Genomic DNA, 16748 nt, shown 5'->3' with positions numbered 1-16748 from the left:
ATGGAAGGTTTCGTCTAATTCTAAAATAATTACCAGATTCATGCGCTAATGCTGTTAGGCTTCTTCCATTTACTGCTTTTATATACATTGGATGCAGATAGAATAATAATGGCTGCCCAAATACATACAAAAGCCCACATATGTGCTTTTGTAAAATGTTCATTATAAAAAAATACACCTAGGATGAGCATGATGGTTGGAGCAATATATTGTAAAAAGCCTAACAAATACATTGGTATTACTTGTGCACCTTTTGCGAAAAACAATAATGGAGTGGCAGTTACAATCCCCCCTCCCATTAGTAAAAGATCCGTTCCTAAAGATCCTGAAAATATCGACAGGTTCCCCTTTAAAGAAAGATAAATGAGAAAAATAATTGCAAAAGGAGTTACTGTCATTGTTTCTAAAGTTAAACCAATTGAAGAATCAACTTTAATAACCTTTTTCACTAACCCATATAAACCAAATGTCAATGCTAAACTAAAGGCAACCCAAGGAAAATGACCATATGACAAAGTGAGAATTATTACCCCAATCGCTGCAAGAAGAAAGGAAATAATTTGCACATAATTAAGCCTTTCTTTTAAAACAAAAACACCTAATAAAATACTAATTAATGGATTAATATAATACCCCAGACTTGCTTCTACAATATGATCAGCATTCACGGCCCAAATATAAATGAACCAATTCATTGTAATGAGAATGGAAGCGACTGTAAGAGATAAACCAGTTTTTCGATTGGTCTTTAAATTTTTTATTGTTTCTACGAACTTTTTCCACTTTTTTGTCACTATTAGTAAAATGACCATAAAAGCAAAAGACCAAAAAATTCGATTCGCTAATATTTCATCTGCTGATACATGCTGCAGCCATTTCCAATATACAGGTAATACTCCCCAAAAGATATAGGAAAAAGCGGCATAAAAAACTCCCTTTTTTTCATTCTGCATCATTTCTCTTCTCCTCTTTTCTAGTTCTGAGTCGATGATGTAATATATACTCGTTTCTCAACTCTAATATTATAAATGAAAGAAAGGCAGACAGTATATAAACCGTCCACCTTTTTATCAAAAATTTATTTCACCTTTTCCATTTCCTGTTGACGTAATTCAATGCGACGAATTTTTCCTGATGTTGTTTTCGGCAATTCGTTAATAAATTCAATTTGGCGCGGATATTTATAAGGTGCAGTTAATGCTTTTACATGATCCTGTAATGTTTTGATTAAATTAGGATGCTCTGGATCCATACCATCCTGAAGGACTATAAAGGCTTTCACGATATTTCCTCTAATTTCATCGGGGCTTGCGACAACAGCACATTCCTTTACAAATGGATGTTTGACAAGAGCATCTTCCACTTCAAATGGTCCGATTGTATATCCTGAGCTGATGATAATGTCGTCAGATCTACCTTCAAACCAAAAATAACCATCCTCATCTTTCTTTGCCCTGTCACCGGTAATATAGTATTCCCCTCTAAATTGCTTTGCAGTTCGTTCAGGATCTTTATAATAATTTTTAAATAATGCAGGTGTTTCAATATGAACTGCAATATCTCCAACTTCCCCTACTTCACACGGATTTCCGTTATCATCAATTATTTCAACAGTATTCCCGGGTGTTGGTTTTCCCATTGAACCCGGTTTGACATCCATTTCCTTCGTAATCCCAACAAGCAAGGTATTTTCCGTTTGGCCGTATCCGTCTCTTACAGTTATATTAAAATATCTCATAAAAGTCTCAATCACTTCTCTGTTTAATGGTTCACCGGCAGATACTGCACTATGTAAATTTGACAATTGATATTCATTCAAATTGTCTACCTTCGCCATTAAACGATATTCTGTTGGTGTACAGCATAACACATTTACTTTATATTTTTCTAAAAGATTTAAATATGTTTTCGGTTCAAATTTCCCATTATAAACAAAGCCTGTTGCCCCTGAACCTAAGACTGATAAAAACGGGCTCCAAATCCATTTTTGCCATCCTGGCCCTGCTGTCGCCCATACTACATCATCTTCTTCGATGCACAACCAATTCGGAGCTGCCGTGCGTAAATGAGCGTATCCCCATCCATGGGTATGTACGACACCTTTTGGATTACCGGTAGTTCCGGAAGTATAGGATAAAAATGCCATATCGTCTTTCGATGTATCACCAATTTCTAAATGTTCCGAGGAAGTCTCCATTAAGTCATATAAGGAATTCCAATCATTTGTTTTATTCCCAACGACAAATTTTAATATATCCTTTAAATCTTCGATATCATTAAACTGCTCGATATATGGATAATAGGCTACAATACCTTTTACCTCTGCATGTTGAATGCGATATTGTAAATCTTTTGCTTTTAACATTTCGGAGCTTGGAATTACCACAATTCCGGTTTTCAAGGCGGCAAGGTATATCTCATATGCTTCAATTAATCTTGGAACCATTACTAAAATAACGTCGCCCTTTTGAAGTCCGGACTTCAAGAAAATGTTTCCAATCTTATTCACATTTTTCATTAAATTGGAATAGGTAATTTCTCTTGTTTCTCCTTGTTCATTTTCCCATTTGATTGCTATTCTGGAAGGATCTTTTGCAAACCTTTCAACTTCCTCTACTATATTGTACTTTTCCGGTGCTAATAAATCCTCACGCCTCATCCAAACTCCCCCTAAACATTATTCTTCTATATCATTATACATAATAATTTAAAAATTTGAAATTATTAAATCGAAGAAGAGCAAAAAGGAGCGGGCATTGCCCACTCCTTTATCCATACTTTATTTAATTATTGAATACGTCCACCTAGTTGTTGCTCAGCCATAGAAACAAGGCGTTTTGTGATTTCACCACCAACAGAACCGTTAGCACGTGAAGTTGTATCTGCTCCAAGGTTTACACCAAATTCGTTTGCAATTTCATATTTCATTTGGTCAAGTGCTTGCTCAGCACCATTTACTAATAATTGATTATTGTTTGGCATGTGTTTTCACCTCCTTGTGAGTATAGATTTTGCAAAAACACATGCCTTCATACAACGAAACGTATGGTAATTGTTCCTTGTATAATTAATTTTTACTATAATTTCTATTTACAATAAATCAGAAAACTGTTCGCTTTTAATAGGGTCTTCACTGCTAACAATAATTGTTTCTACATTATTCACAGCTTCTTCTATTAATGTGTCGAAGTCAATATCACTTTCATAATATTGAATTTTAGAAAGTTTCGGCCTTGTTTTAGGAGAAGGCGGGGTAAAGATTGTGCAACAGTCTTCATAGGGCAAACTTGAAATATCAAATGTATCGATTTTTTTTGCGATATCAATAATTTCCAGTTTATCCATTGAGATTAACGGCCTTAAAATTGGTGTTGCCGTTACATCGTTTATCGCTATCATACTTTCAAGCGTTTGGCTTGCTACCTGTCCTAAACTTTCTCCTGTAACAATCGCTAATCCATCATTTTTTCTTCTTATTTCATCTGTAATTCTAAGCATCATTCTTCTGGTCGCTGTCATCGAGTATCCTTCAGGGATATGCTTGTGAATGGTTTCTTGTATTTTTGTAAACGGAACAAAATGCATTTTTACATAGCCGCTAAATGCAGAGATTTTCTTTGCTAAATCTATCGTTTTTTGTTTTGCCCGTTCACTTGTGAAAGGAGGGCTTTGGAAATGAACTGCCTCTATTTGAACCCCTCGCTTCATTGTTAAATACCCGGCTACAGGGCTGTCGATTCCGCCGGATAACATGAGCATCGCTTTACCGGATGATCCAACTGGAAGTCCTCCTGCGCCTTGAATGACCTCGCATGATAAGTAAATAGCATCAGGTCTGACATCAACAAGAAGATTAATATCCGGATTTTTCACATCCACTTTAATATTTTCTATATTTTGTAATATATGCCCTCCAACCGCATGATTAATGTCATTCGTATCGTATTCAAACGATTTGTCGCCGCGTCTTGTTGATACTTTAAATGTTTTTCCCGATTCGAAAATTTGTTCGACTAAAGACAATCCTACTCGCTGAATATCTTGAATATTTCTTTCTGTACGAACAGCTAAGCTAAAGGATTGGATACCAAAGACTGAGGTTAGTTTCTCCATAATTGGATCACTATCCTCACCATTTAATAAGATGTACATACGATCATGTCCACCTTGAATATGAATATTTTTAAAATCCTTTAATACTTCACGAATGTTTCTTTTCAAATGGGTAATAAAATGCTTACGATTTCTACCCTTTGTGGATAATTCTCCATAACGGATTAATATACGGTCATATTTCATTTTGAATCCCTCATTACCATATTTAATTTTTCTAAAATTTGTTGTAGGGTTTGGATAAAGACCTTCGCTTCATCCATTGTATTATCATATGACAAGCTGATTCTTACTGCACCTTCTGCTAGGCTTTCTGGAACTCCTGTCGATAATAATGTTCTGCTGAGTTTTCTCTGCTTTGATGAGCAAGCGCTTGTAGTAGAAACATATACCTTTTCCTTTTCAAGTGCATGAACAATAACTTCTCCACGTAAACCAACGACAGAGAAATTAATAATATGTGGTGCGGAAACAGATGGTTTTGTATTTAATTGAACTTGCGGTATTTGGCCGAGCTGTTCCACTAAATAATCGCGGATCTGCAGAAGCTCTGCACCTTTTTCTTTCCTCTTATCTTCTATCATCCGCATGGCTTTTGCCATGGTTACAATCCCACCTGTATTCTCGGTACCGCTACGCAATTTCCCTTCTTGGCTGCCACCGGTTAAAAGGGGAGAAATTCTTATCCCATCACGTTTAAATAAAAGACCATTTCCTTTCAGTCCATGAAATTTATGTGCTGAAATCGTACATAAATCAATATTTGCCTTATACAGGTCTAGTGGAACCTTTCCAAATCCTTGTACATGGTCTACATGAAATAATACTTTTGGATAGTTTTTCAGGATGCTTCCAATTTCCTCAATTGGTTGAATAGCCCCAATTTCATTATTTACATGCATGATGGAAACAAGTATCGTTTCTTCTGTTATCGCGGACTCCAGATCCTCAACATTTACTTGTCCATTTGAATCAACAGATAAATAAGTTATCTTATATCCCAATGATTTTAATTGCTCACAAGTTTCATAAACAGAAGCATGCTCAATTCCTGAAATAATAATATGTTTCCCACGGGAAGCATACTGCAATGCGGTTCCTTTAATTGCTAAATTATTCCCTTCCGTTCCACCTGAAGTAAAGAAAATTTCGTTTGACTTTACCTGTAATAGACTAGCTATTTGCAATCTGGCCTGTTTTAAAAGCTCTTCTACCTGACCACCTAAGTCATGTAAGGAAGACGGGTTTGCAAAAAACTGAGTTGATATTTTTACAAAAGCATTGATTACCTCGTCATATGGCTTTGTTGTAGCACTATTATCGAAATATATCATGAAATACACCTTCATTTATTTAATATGAAAAGTCCTAATAGGAAAAACGTTAACAAAAATAAATCTTATCATAAATTACGACTATTGAAAATGAAGTAGATTTATTTTCCTATTGGAATGTTCGTATGACATCCATAGCATTTTATGCATAAAAAAATAAAGACAAAAGCAGCACTCCGCTTTTGTCCTTATTATTCTTCGTTCAATAAACTTTCAATATGTTTTAATGCGCCAGGCTCCACTTCTTCTACTGCTGTTGCAGCTTCTTCAAGAGCTGCCCGGTAATCAAAGCTTCTAAAAGCTTCTTCCGCATGTTGTAAACCAATTGCAACCTTTGGATAACGGGCACGATAACGATTGCCATATTGAATTACCTTTTCCGCTAAAACAACACTTTCAATCAAATCTTCTGTTTTTCCGCTTAAATGATCTACTGTATCTACTGCATTATTTAAGTGCTGCTGTACTGAGATTATATTTAAAGGTTTTTCATTTAGGCTCGCAAACACATCCTGTATGTGTTCCATTGCTTGTTCCAGAACTGATTGATAATCGTTAGGCAGCCCCGGGACATTACTTTTGGAAATATTTCTCTTCATTTCTGTTATTTTTCTCTTTAAATCTTGCACCTTTTCACGTGCTTCCAGTTCATCTTTCCTTAGAGTTTGCAGGTGCTCCGTAAATTCTTGTTGCTCTTTCTCAATTTTCTCCATTAAATCTTTGATTTCCTTTAGGTCTTCACTAAGAAGTGTATAAGCGGAATTCTCTTCCCTTAATCTTGCTTCGAGCATTTCATATCTCTTCATTAGCTGAGATAATTCCTTTTCAAAATTAACCGGAATTTGCTGTTCCCCTTCCAATAACTGATAGCTTTCCTGAACAATTTCGGTCTCCGCTTTTATTTTTTGATTTGCTTCTTTTAATTTGTCGAATATGTTTATAATGCTATTTTGGTGCTGATGAATATAATGCTTTGCATGTACTTCCTTTTCGAGAAGATCATATAAGATCTCGATCTTTTCTTTTATCTCTTGTACGCCTTTTTCAACTTCTGCAATCTCTGTTTTCTCTAAAAAGCTGCTATAAGTTACTAAAGTTTTTCTTAGTTGTTCTATCTCTTTTTCAAGCTGCAGATGTTCCAAAATAAATCCTTGTTCAGACATCTCCTTATAGCCTTCTTCGATTTCATTCACTTGAGATGGCAAAACGGTTTCTATTTCTGTTAATAAATCTGGTAGTTTTTCAACTTTTTCTTCAAATTCCTCCATCCCGGAAGTTAAGCCAATTACCAGCTCGCGAGCTTCCAGATAATCTCCGTTCGTCGTTAATTCTTCAAACTTTTGAAGGCCCTCTGCTATCTCCTCAAGTTTATTTTCCAATTGTTTAATAGACTTTCCATATGTATGCCTATGAATGAGCAAGTGTTTTTTTATTGATTTATATTTTTGCTGCAGTTCCTCTATTTCAACTTTGTTTTTTTCCTCACTGCCAATTAGTTCGCTTAATTCGGAAAGTATCGTCTCTATATTTTCTTCAATATCCTGTAAAACCTTTTCAATCTTTGCTTGCTCACTTTTTGCTTTTTTGAAACGATATCGATCTGTATACTCCTCAATATCGAATAAATAATCCTCCACATCAGGAAGCCGCACGGCGACAATCTCATCCCATGACTTTCTCCAACGTTCAAACTTTTCCTCTGTTTGTCCAGTCATGTTTAATTGCTTTACTTTTCCCAGTTCATCTAATACTGGGCGATTCATAATGTCAATTTTCCAAGCCTCCAGCTTGTCAATTTCTTTATAATACTTTTTCCGTATAATAAAACCGATCACTAATAAAATAAGTACAAGTACAATTATACTGATGATGCCGTACATCATATGACCATAAGCCTCCTGTTTATCCGAAATACATCTATTTTAACGATTTTGTTATTTTATGTATGATGTATTTATGATACCATGTAACGACAATTTTTGACTATTAAATTCGCTAATTTTTGCAAAAAGAGAAGGATTTTTACACAAAATTTTCGCCCTTTACAAAAAAGAGTTCGAATATCGCATTAAATATGGTCAAAAAAACACCGCTTAAATCACGGTGTTGGTATTGGCTGGTTTGCCGTTTCCTTTTTTTCTACAGTTATTTGATCAATCCATTCCTTTAGAACAAGATAATATTTTTCAATAAAATATTTTTCCTGAGGGAATATATGCAGAACTTCCCTTAAATATTGACTGTTTAAAAATGGCATTGTAAGCATGCTCTTCAATTGAATTATTTTCATATAGATGGAAGCATTGTTTCCTTCTCCTTCCTCTAATAGACGCTTAAATAAGTAGCGTTCCTTCATTAGATAGGATGAAGTAATTTCCCTAATAACTTGTGAGTCAATCGATATTTCTCTCCAAACAAATCTTGTTAAAAAGTGATTTTTTCCTTGAAATTCTAATATCTTATAAATAGCTCTGTTTAAACATTCTTTACGGTTCTCCAACGCGATCAAATTCACTTCTTCTTCCAAAAAGTTTAAATAATGTTCAAAAAAGTACACAAGACATGCTTCAAGCAAACCTTGTTTATTATGAAAATAGTAAGAAATATTTGCAGGATTTACATTTGCCTTGTTTGATATATCTCGAATCGAAGTTCCATCGTATCCTTTTGTATTAAATAATAAAATTGCTGAATTCAAAATTGTCTCCTTTGTCGACAGAGCTGATTTCATCACGGAATCCCTCATTTCATACTTTTTCCTTGTACATTTACTTGAAATATGCTATTCCTAAAAAGAAGCAGTTCAAAAAATATTTATTATTTATACACTTCTAGCTAATATGCATTTTTCCTATAAATAAATATCGACACTTTTCATTGATATTGACGAGAAATGCTGAGTTTTAAAATATTTTGCTAAAGAATAGGGTGAATATCATGTTTCATGCAAGTGCATATCAAGGTACAAAAGAAGAGAAATACCAGCTTGTCATAAAGCAATTAGAGGCTCTGATTGAAGATGAGCCAAATCGAATTGCAAACCTAAGCAATGCCTCCGCTCTTTTAAATCAATTTTTAGAGACAATTAATTGGGTTGGCTTTTATTTAGTGGAGAATGATCAATTAGTGCTCGGGCCGTTCCAAGGACTGCCTGCCTGTGTTAGAATTCCTTTTGGTAAAGGGGTTTGCGGCACTGCTATTGCAGAAAGAAAGACAATAAGAGTAGAAGATGTTAACCAATTCCCTGGCCATATTGCATGTGATTCAGCATCCCAATCAGAGATTGTGGTTCCCATTATTAAAAATGAAGAATTGATAGGTGTTCTTGATATCGATAGTCCTATTACCAATCGCTTCGACGAGGTGGACGAAATCCAATTAGGCAGGTTTGTAGAAGTATTGGTTAAATATCTTTAAAATTAAGTAAAAGCCATCAAAATGATGGCTTTTTACATAATTTGATATTCTTCTTTTATGACTACTTGGTTTTTTCCAAGATTTTTGGCATCATATAGGCCAATATCTGCTCGATTAAACAAATTTTTTGCTTCATCTTGCCTTTTTTTGTTCCAATAAGAAACGCCGCATGAAACCGTAATTTGTGGATTTGTTTTTTCTTGTACTGCCTTTACTAATCGTTTAGCAATTTGTGCTCCAGCTTTTAAAGAGACACCAGGAAGATAGATCGCTAATTCTTCTCCTCCCCATCTTGCACCAATATCCGTTAATCGAATATTTTCTAAGATTAAATTAGCTACTTGAACAAGCACATCATCCCCTACTTGATGACCATACGTATCGTTTACTTCCTTAAAATTATCAATATCCAATAAAATAAAGGTGCCTTCATTATCACTCGTCATAGATTTTTTTATTTGATTATTCAAATAGCTTTTCACAAACAATTGCGTCAATTGATCCGTAATCACCATCTTCTCTAATTTTTCTCGCAAAATGGAATTTGAAATTGCCATAGTAGAATGGTGGATTAGGGATTGGAATAATTTAAATTTATCAAATGTAAAAAAATATGGCTGCTCATGTAAAACGATACAGAAACCTTTTAACGAATTACCTTCCAACATCGGAACTGCCATCATCGATAAGTAGGATAAAGGCTGACCCAATATTCTCCCATTCATATCACTTATGAGAATAGAATCTTTCTGTTTATTTAAGGAATCAAAGACAAATTGAATATAATCTTTGCCTTTTGAAGATGAAAAAAATTGGCTGCTTCCCTCAAGTATTAAACTTGTGTTATCCTCGTTAACAAATATAAAAGCAATTGTATTTGCATGAAAAGATTTGGAAATTTGAGCTATTAAAAATTGGGTGGTCTCATTTAAGCTGGAACTGCCATTTAAGACATGGGATGTTTCATTAATTAATCGTAAATCCTCTATTAAACTTCTGGATTGCTGATATAGTTTTGCATTTTCGATTGCACTGCCGGCAGTATTGGCAAGCAGGCGGATAAATTCAATCTCGTTTGGCTTAAACATAAATGAGGCGTATGTTATAACCTCAAGGACGCCATATACTCCCTGTTTCCCGTGCAACGGTGAATATAATCTTGTCAAATGGGTATCACATGTTGTATCAATTTGAATGGAACCATTTACAAATGCCTGCATGGCCCTATCATCCAAACTTTCATATTGCAATGGTTTAACAGGTAAATCTTGATTGTAGTCATTATCATTAGATATCATCAAACTATACTCGAATTTTGGAAATACACGTCTAAGAGTATAAATAATTTCAGAGAGAACATTCTCTACATCCATAGATGAATGGAATTTTTCTGTTACTCTAAATAATTCCTTATATAAACTTTCATTATTCATGTCCATCTACAATCACCTATATATCTAATCCTTTTATTGTTAAAGAAAAATTAACACTTTTCATAGTACTATTATACTATTAATGATTTCGATTTGCACAGAACTGAATAAAAGTTTAAGGAAATTTTCCCATAAATAAAATCGCTTCAGAATACATAATTTCTTTTAATTCGCCTTGACTTTATTGTATTAGAAACATATAATGAAATTTGTGTAAAATAATGCAGCCTGTGCGGACAACTTTATGAGCGTATTTTGTTCCCGTTCTAGGAGTTTTCTAATCGCAAACTCTAGAATGTGGTGTATCGTGTAACCCTTAGCTGCTAGGGCGATGGTACATGAAAACATCATACACATAATGGATGTTCACATCTGTTTTTATTTTACAACAAAATAAAAACAAAGAGGAGGAGTCATTCATGGCTCGCTATACTGGTCCAAGTTGGAAATTATCACGCCGTCTTGGTATTTCACTAAGCGGTACTGGTAAAGAATTAGAAAAGCGTCCTTACGCGCCAGGACAACACGGTCCTAACCAACGTAAGAAATTATCTGAATATGGTTTGCAATTGCAAGAAAAGCAAAAGCTTCGCCATATGTATGGAGTTAACGAACGTCAATTCCATAACACATTCGTAAGAGCTGGTAAAATGCCAGGTAAGCATGGTGAAAACTTCATGATTCTTCTTGAGTCTCGTTTAGACAACCTTGTTTATCGCCTTGGTTTAGCTCGTACTCGCCGTCAAGCTCGTCAGCTTGTTAACCACGGCCACATTCTTGTGAATGGCAAACGCGTTGATATTCCATCTTACCGCGTATTACCAGGACAAACAATCAGCGTTCGTGAAAAATCACGCAACTTATCTATCATTAAAGAAGCAATTGAAGTAACAAACTATGTTCCTGATTATGTTACTTTTGATGCTGATAAGCTTGAAGGTACTTTCTCTCGTTTACCAGAACGTTCTGAATTACCAGCTGAAATTAACGAATCATTCATCGTAGAGTTCTACTCTCGTTAATTAAATTGCTTATTCAATAGCAATGCTAAAAAACCTAGAAATGTTGTTATATCAACATTTCTAGGTTTTTTGTTTTTCTATTTTATTCTCTGATAATTAGTTAAAAGGATTTTGTGGGAATATCGGACACATATTTGGGTGAAATTATTAATTATTTTCCCTGTTTAAAAAGCTAAATTCATGAGTGTATAATGAAATACTTATTATTTATTCAATTGCACTTCCTTGATCATCTTTTTTGAACGGTAATAATTAAAAAAACCAATCAAAAGAAGAATTACTCCTAGTGTAATGGATATGTACGCTGTAATTTCGAACTTTATGTTCTTATCAAAAAACTCTATTAACGCTGCTGAACCTGCAAAGAATGTTAAAGATGTACGAATATAGGCTAACAGGGTCCGAATATTGGCTAGTTTTGTTCTTTCCATAGCTAATAATTCACTTGGAGATGCTGTATTTTTATTTGATACATTAGTATTTCCGCTCATACTACTGCTCCTTTTTCTGAAGGATGTGTATAGTATGCCAAAATCGATACATTTTAAGAGTAAAAAGTTGGTTGAGGAATCAATCATTTATCCTCAACTCTATACACTTACGAACAAATATCCTTATGCTATAAAATACAAATTATTTCATTCCACATAAAAACCAGCAGATTTTTTATTCTGCTGGTTTTTTCAATTAAATAAACTTGATGAGGAAATATTTTTTCTTCCCTTTACGAATAACGGTAAATTCCCCTTCAATACGGTCACTTTCCGATAATATATAGCCTACATCATTATTTCTTTCACCATTGATATAGATGGCTCCATTTTGAATGTCTTCCCGTGCTTGACGCTTAGAAGGTACAATTTTTGCTTCCACTAATATATCAACAAGATTTAAATCACTATCCTTTGGAAGATCAAAAGAAGGAACATCTTTAAAGCCTTGCTTGACTTCAGTTGCAGTTAAGTTTTTGATATCTCCGCTGAAAAGTGCATCCGTGATTTTTAATGCTTGCTGCAATGAAGCTTCACCGTGAATTAGTCGTGTCATTTCCTCCGCAAGAGCTTTTTGAGCTTTACGCAAATGCGGTTCCTCTTCCACAGATTTTGCTAATGCCTCAATTTCTTCATGAGATAAGAATGTAAAGTATTTTAAGTATTTCACCACATCAGCATCTGCTGTATTAATCCAGAATTGGTAGAATTCATATGGACTTGTTTTATCAGGATTTAGCCACACAGTTCCGCTTTCCGTCTTACCGAATTTTGTTCCATCTGCTTTTGTTACTAGCGGAATCGTTAAACCGTATGCTTTCGCTCCCTCTTCTTCCACTTTGCGGATAAGCTCTAAACCAGTTGTGATATTTCCCCACTGATCGCTTCCGCCAATTTGTAGTTTACAATCATAGTTTTGATATAAATGTAAAAAGTCAATAGCCTGCAGAATGGTATAAGTGAATTCTGTATAGGATATTCCCGTTTCTAATCTGGATGAAATAGTATCCTTCGCAAGCATGTAATTAACACCAATGTATTTTCCATAGTCACGTAGGAAGGAAACAAGATTCATGGTGCCTGCCCAATCATAGTTATTGGTCATTACAGCAGCATTTTCGCCTTCAAAGTTAAAAATTTGCTTAAGCTGTTTCTTAAGACCATTTACATTTTCTTGTACATTTTCAATAGTTAGCAGCTTTCTTTCTTCCTTCTTTCCACTCGGATCTCCTATTAACCCTGTTGCACCACCAACTAAAATAATTGGACGGTGACCAGCCTGCTGAAATCGACGTAATGTTAAATAAGGAAGCAAGTGTCCGATATGCATACTATCTGCCGTCGGATCGATTCCGCAGTATAGGGAGATTTTATTTTCATCTAACGTTTTTTGTAAGCCTTCTTCATCTGTTTGCTGATAAACAATACCCCGCCACTGTAAATCTTCTAATAAGTTCATCCTCATAATCACTCCTTTGAAAAATAAAAAGCCCCTTCGTTACATAACGAAGGGACGAAATTATCGTGGTACCACCCAACTTGAGAAAAAAATTCTCCACTCAAAAACTTTAACGGAATTCAACCGTTTGCTGCTACTAACCTTCACAGCAAAAGCTCCAGAATGTAATTCATCTTTTCTATATATACCGATTTACACCACCCACCGGCTCTCTTAGAACAGGGATAGAAAGACTACTTTATTCCTTCAATGCATTTCATATAAATTTGTAATAAAATCTTAATACATTTTAAACATACTCATGAAATAATGTCAAATCCTTTAATAAAATTCTTGCGTATTTTTATAGCCATAAGATTAAAATGCATCTGATTGACGCTCTTACAACGTTGAACAGGTAAAGGTAAAGGAATGAACCTAACCTATTTAATTTTTTTACTTAAAATACCCTTTTCAATCAAATAAATAGTATGCTTCTTTTCTTAGGGGTAATTCTATACATAACAAATAATTTACGAAAAATCTGCTAATTCCCACCCATACTTATGCTATAATGAGGGTGATTTTGGGGGGATATGATGAGAGAAAGAATACATAAGATAAAAATATTTTTCGATAAAATTTTATTGTTTTTTCAAAATGAAAAACTGCAAAAACGAACTAGAATTACTTATGGGGTTTTTTGGAATCTACTTCTTATTTTTTTTATTGTCGGTGTTATTGGTTTTGCTTTTGCTGGGGGGATCGGTGCTGGTTATTTTGCATCCTTAGTAAAGGACGAGCCTATCCGCACTTATGCTGAGATGAAGAAAGATATCAATGATGAGAATCAAACAACGAAACTATATTTTGCAAACAATGTATACCTAGGTAAAATGCGAACAGATTTAGAACGTGAAGAAGTATCCATTGACCAGGTTTCAAAATATGTAAAAAACGGACTCATTGCAACGGAAGATGAATATTTTTATGAGCATCATGGGATTGTACCGAAAGCATTATTTCGGGCCATCTTTCAAGAACTGACTAACTCTTCTAGTCAAACCGGCGGAAGCACTTTGACACAACAGGTTATTAAAAATCAAATTTTGACGAATGAGGTTTCCTTTGACCGAAAAGCAAAGGAGGTATTACTTGCCCTTCGTTTAGAAAAGTTTTTTTCAAAGGATCAAATCCTAGACGCCTATTTGAATGACACAACTTTTGGACGTAATTCATCCGGAAGGAATATCGCTGGCGTGCAAACAGCAGCCAAAGGAATATTTGGAGTAAATGCAAAGGATTTGAACCTTCCGCAATCGGCCTTTATAGCGGGATTGCCCCAAAGCCCATTTGGTTATACCCCGTTTACCAATCAAGGAACATTAAAGAAAAACTTGCAACCTGGTATTAACCGTATGAAAACTGTATTAAAAAGGATGCATGATAATGGATATATAAGTGATAAAGAATACAAGGATGCACTTCAATACGATATTAAAAAGGACTTTATTTCCTCTCAGACAAGCCCGCGGGAACAGTACCCTTGGCTTGTCGACGAAATTGAGAGAAGGGCAACAGATATCATCGCTACGATTTTAGCAAAGAAGGACGGCTATTCTGATACAGACTTACAAAAAGATAAAACCTTAAATCAAAAATATGAGACACTGGCAAATCGTAATATCCGTCAAAATGGATATAAAATTCATACTACTGTCATTAAACAGATTTACGATAAAATGCAAAAAGCGAAAAATGAATTTCGTGGGTACGGGCCTATCAATACAGTTACCTATACAGATCCTAATACGGGAAGGGTAAAGAACAGGATTGAACCGGTACAAATTGGTGCGATGCTCATTGAGAATAGTACTGGAAAAATTTTAAGTTTTGTAGGAGGACGTGATTTTAAGCTTGAACAATTAAATCACGCAACACAAGGAAAACGCCCAAATGGGTCAACAATGAAACCATTATTAGTATATGGTCCCTCCCTTGAACAAGGAAAAATTTCTCCCGGCAGTATGATCGCGGATACGAAGTTTTCTATCACATCTGGTGGGAAGGAATGGAGTCCAGAAAACTATACAATAGGAAAAGAATATGGGCTCGTTACAGCAAGACAAGCACTCGCATATTCTTATAATATTTCCGCTGCCAAAACGTATTTAAACATAATCAACGGGCGGCCCGCAAATTATTTAAAACAAATGGGCTTTACATCTTTAACCGAGGGAGACTATTATAATCCTGCTTTGTCACTTGGCGGAATTACCAATGGTGTTACAGTTGAGGAAAATGTCAATGCATATGCAACATTTGCAAACGGAGGTAAATTTGTCGATGCTTATCTAATCGATAAAATTGTCGATAAAAATGGAAAAACCATCTATCAGCATCAGGCAAAGCCAGTCCAAGTTTTTAGCAAGCAAACGTCTTATTTGGCTATTGATATGATGCGAGATGTATTAGGTTATGGAACAGCGGCATCAGCTAAAGGTATGCTTAAATTTTCAGCTGATTGGGCTGGAAAAACGGGGACCACTCAAGACTGGAAGGATGCATGGTTTGTTGCTACTAATCCTAATGTTACCTTTGGTACATGGATTGGCTATGATACACCAAGTGATTTAAGATCTTCCAATTACCCTAACTACAGTATCAGAAATCTGCAAATATGGAGTAAGCTCATGAATGCTGCATATGATGCCAAACCAAATTTAGTTGCTCCGAAAGAACATTTTAGCATGCCTAGCGGTATTGAAAGAAAATCCTATTGTGCCATATCGGGTAATCTTCCGTCCAAAGCATGCTCAGATGCAGGACTTGTTAAATCTGATTTGTTTAATGTAAAATTTGCTCCAACAAAAGTGGATAATAGCTTGATCGAAGGAAAATACGTGACCATTAAAGGCAAAAATTACGTAGCATTAGAATCTACCCCATTCGAATTTGCTAGATCTGGATTTATATTAAATCCAGACTTTATAAAAGAAATTGGTGCAGATCAAAGTAAAGATTTGCGAAAGTTGATCCCAAATAATCCGCTTTGGAGTAAAATTCTAATTCCGGATGATAAAATAACGGATGATGGAAAACCTCCATTACCTGTAAAAGTAACAACAGAAGGAAAACATATTAAATGGACGGAGTCGCCAAGTTCTGATGTTGTAGGGTACCGCGTATATAGTAAAGATGGTAAAAAACTTACATCTATCAAAAGCGGATCAACCCTATCCTATTATTCAAATAATGAGAAGGTATTTGTAGTGGCTGTGGATGTTGCAGGAAATGAGTCCATTCATTCCAATGTAATTCAGATTGGGATTGAACCTCCTAATGATAATCAAAAACCAGATGAAAACAATAATGACGATGAGAACATTGACATCATTAATGGACTAAATCATTAATCATAGAAAAAACCGGGCAAAAACCGCCCGGTCCTTTTTTGTTTGAGGACATCCGTTTCTGACTTTATGCTTTAATCCAAGTTT

General features: G+C 35.0%; 13 protein-coding genes and 1 other annotated feature. Of the genes, 3 read left to right on the top strand and 10 right to left on the bottom strand.

Annotated elements, in window-relative coordinates; translation table 11 throughout:
• Positions 1 to 38: 38 nt before the first annotated feature.
• The 7 genes from rarD to refZ form a co-directional block, all read right to left on the bottom strand.
• Complete coding sequence (rarD, locus tag AN964_RS07170) at positions 39 to 956, bottom strand: EamA family transporter RarD (RefSeq protein WP_055739019.1); 918 nt, start codon at positions 954 to 956, stop codon at positions 39 to 41.
• A gap of 122 nt (positions 957 to 1078) precedes the next feature.
• Positions 1079 to 2659 (bottom strand): acyl-CoA synthetase MbcS, encoded by a 1581-nt coding sequence (gene mbcS, locus AN964_RS07165; RefSeq protein WP_055739018.1) that lies wholly within the window; start codon positions 2657 to 2659, stop codon positions 1079 to 1081.
• Positions 2660 to 2787: 128 nt separating this feature from the next.
• The gene (locus AN964_RS07160) at positions 2788 to 2982 is read right to left on the bottom strand and encodes an alpha/beta-type small acid-soluble spore protein (RefSeq protein ID WP_055739017.1); all 195 of its coding nucleotides are present in this window, start codon (positions 2980 to 2982) and stop codon (positions 2788 to 2790) included.
• 108 nt (positions 2983 to 3090) lie between these two features.
• Positions 3091 to 4299: a tRNA uracil 4-sulfurtransferase ThiI gene (gene thiI / locus AN964_RS07155; RefSeq protein WP_055739016.1), complete on the bottom strand. Its 1209-nt coding sequence runs from the start codon at positions 4297 to 4299 to the stop codon at positions 3091 to 3093.
• The gene (locus AN964_RS07150; RefSeq protein ID WP_055739015.1) at positions 4296 to 5447 is read right to left on the bottom strand and encodes a cysteine desulfurase family protein; all 1152 of its coding nucleotides are present in this window, start codon (positions 5445 to 5447) and stop codon (positions 4296 to 4298) included. The genes thiI and AN964_RS07150 overlap by 4 nt, the downstream gene beginning before the upstream one ends.
• Positions 5448 to 5638: 191 nt before the next feature.
• The gene (gene ezrA / locus AN964_RS07145; protein WP_183101954.1) at positions 5639 to 7330 is read right to left on the bottom strand and encodes a septation ring formation regulator EzrA; all 1692 of its coding nucleotides are present in this window, start codon (positions 7328 to 7330) and stop codon (positions 5639 to 5641) included.
• Between the two features lie 215 nt (positions 7331 to 7545).
• Positions 7546 to 8178: a forespore capture DNA-binding protein RefZ gene (gene refZ, locus AN964_RS07140; RefSeq protein WP_055741168.1), complete on the bottom strand. Its 633-nt coding sequence runs from the start codon at positions 8176 to 8178 to the stop codon at positions 7546 to 7548.
• A gap of 206 nt (positions 8179 to 8384) precedes the next feature.
• Here refZ and AN964_RS07135 point away from each other — a divergent pair, with 206 nt between their 5' ends.
• On the top strand, positions 8385 to 8864 hold the full coding sequence (locus AN964_RS07135) for a GAF domain-containing protein (RefSeq protein WP_055739014.1): 480 nt from the start codon (positions 8385 to 8387) through the stop codon (positions 8862 to 8864).
• A gap of 32 nt (positions 8865 to 8896) precedes the next feature.
• On the opposite strand, the gene AN964_RS07130 is transcribed toward AN964_RS07135, so the two are convergent.
• The gene (locus AN964_RS07130) at positions 8897 to 10303 is read right to left on the bottom strand and encodes a sensor domain-containing diguanylate cyclase (RefSeq protein ID WP_055739013.1); all 1407 of its coding nucleotides are present in this window, start codon (positions 10301 to 10303) and stop codon (positions 8897 to 8899) included.
• A 413-nt stretch (positions 10304 to 10716) separates the two neighbouring features.
• On the opposite strand from AN964_RS07130, the gene rpsD reads away from it, so the two are divergent.
• A complete protein-coding gene (gene rpsD / locus AN964_RS07125) occupies positions 10717 to 11319 on the top strand; it encodes a 30S ribosomal protein S4 (RefSeq protein WP_055739012.1) in 603 nt (200 codons plus the stop codon).
• A 203-nt stretch (positions 11320 to 11522) separates the two neighbouring features.
• Here the strand turns inward: rpsD and AN964_RS07120 are convergent, their stop codons facing one another.
• Both AN964_RS07120 and tyrS read right to left on the bottom strand, forming a co-directional pair.
• A complete protein-coding gene (locus AN964_RS07120; RefSeq protein WP_055739011.1) occupies positions 11523 to 11810 on the bottom strand; it encodes a DUF202 domain-containing protein in 288 nt (95 codons plus the stop codon).
• Positions 11811 to 12006: 196 nt separating this feature from the next.
• On the bottom strand, positions 12007 to 13269 hold the full coding sequence (tyrS, locus tag AN964_RS07115; RefSeq protein WP_055739010.1) for a tyrosine--tRNA ligase: 1263 nt from the start codon (positions 13267 to 13269) through the stop codon (positions 12007 to 12009).
• Between the two features lie 47 nt (positions 13270 to 13316).
• Positions 13317 to 13528, bottom strand: a binding site (T-box leader).
• A gap of 319 nt (positions 13529 to 13847) precedes the next feature.
• On the opposite strand from tyrS, the gene AN964_RS07110 reads away from it, so the two are divergent.
• Entirely contained in the window at positions 13848 to 16664 is a 2817-nt protein-coding gene (locus AN964_RS07110; protein WP_235950770.1) for a transglycosylase domain-containing protein, read from the top strand.
• Positions 16665 to 16748 lie beyond the last annotated feature (84 nt).

Source organism: Heyndrickxia shackletonii (assembly GCF_001420715.1).
Classification (GTDB): Bacteria; Bacillota; Bacilli; order Bacillales; family Bacillaceae_C; genus Margalitia; species Margalitia shackletonii.
Note: the sequence above shows the minus strand (reverse complement) of the source record. Positions and strands in the feature narration are given on the sequence as shown.

Excerpts from the sequence above, each read along its gene's own strand:
- AN964_RS07120 (WP_055739011.1), bottom strand. The coding sequence starts at position 11,810 with ATGAGCGGAAATACTAATGTATCAAATAAAAATACAGCATCTCCAAGT.
- AN964_RS07150 (WP_055739015.1), bottom strand. The coding sequence starts at position 5,447 with ATGATATATTTCGATAATAGTGCTACAACAAAGCCATATGACGAGGTA.
- mbcS (WP_055739018.1), bottom strand. The coding sequence starts at position 2,659 with ATGAGGCGTGAGGATTTATTAGCACCGGAAAAGTACAATATAGTAGAG.
- rarD (WP_055739019.1), bottom strand. The coding sequence starts at position 956 with ATGATGCAGAATGAAAAAAAGGGAGTTTTTTATGCCGCTTTTTCCTAT.
- rpsD (WP_055739012.1), top strand. The coding sequence starts at position 10,717 with ATGGCTCGCTATACTGGTCCAAGTTGGAAATTATCACGCCGTCTTGGT.
- ezrA (WP_183101954.1), bottom strand. The coding sequence starts at position 7,330 with ATGATGTACGGCATCATCAGTATAATTGTACTTGTACTTATTTTATTA.
- tyrS (WP_055739010.1), bottom strand. The coding sequence starts at position 13,269 with ATGAACTTATTAGAAGATTTACAGTGGCGGGGTATTGTTTATCAGCAA.
- refZ (WP_055741168.1), bottom strand. The coding sequence starts at position 8,178 with ATGAAATCAGCTCTGTCGACAAAGGAGACAATTTTGAATTCAGCAATT.
- AN964_RS07160 (WP_055739017.1), bottom strand. The coding sequence starts at position 2,982 with ATGCCAAACAATAATCAATTATTAGTAAATGGTGCTGAGCAAGCACTT.
- AN964_RS07110 (WP_235950770.1), top strand. The coding sequence starts at position 13,848 with ATGAGAGAAAGAATACATAAGATAAAAATATTTTTCGATAAAATTTTA.
- AN964_RS07135 (WP_055739014.1), top strand. The coding sequence starts at position 8,385 with ATGTTTCATGCAAGTGCATATCAAGGTACAAAAGAAGAGAAATACCAG.
- thiI (WP_055739016.1), bottom strand. The coding sequence starts at position 4,299 with ATGAAATATGACCGTATATTAATCCGTTATGGAGAATTATCCACAAAG.
- AN964_RS07130 (WP_055739013.1), bottom strand. The coding sequence starts at position 10,303 with ATGGACATGAATAATGAAAGTTTATATAAGGAATTATTTAGAGTAACA.